The sequence below is a fragment of the Pantoea sp. SIMBA_079 genome (assembly GCF_046940275.1).
Classification (GTDB): Bacteria; Pseudomonadota; Gammaproteobacteria; order Enterobacterales; family Enterobacteriaceae; genus Pantoea; species Pantoea borealis.
In genome coordinates this window covers 1-236 of the sequence record NZ_JAWRYR010000920.1, presented here as the reverse complement: position 1 = coordinate 236, position 236 = coordinate 1, and the positions used below count along the sequence as shown (strand labels likewise).

Annotated in this window: 1 protein-coding gene; it reads left to right on the top strand. The window is 75.8% G+C overall.

Going from position 1 to position 236, the window contains the following annotated elements; genetic code table 11:
• On the top strand, positions 1-236 hold a 236-nt coding region (locus SB719_RS22625; RefSeq protein ID WP_412160104.1), incomplete at both ends, for a hypothetical protein.

Genomic DNA, 236 nt, shown 5'->3' with positions numbered 1-236 from the left:
GGCCGCCGCCTGGCTGGTGGGGCGCGCTGCGCGACGGTCGCTCCGCGCCCTGCGCGATTCGGCACGGCGGGTCGGGGACGGGCACATCGTCGAGGCACGGACGGCGGAGTCGCGGGAGCTGTCGGAGCTGTCCGGTCAGCTGGCCGACGCCTCCCAGCGGCTGGCCGCAGCTCGGCGGCAGTTGACGGAGCTGGATGCCGCACGGCGCCGGTTCTTCGCCTGGATCTCGCACGACC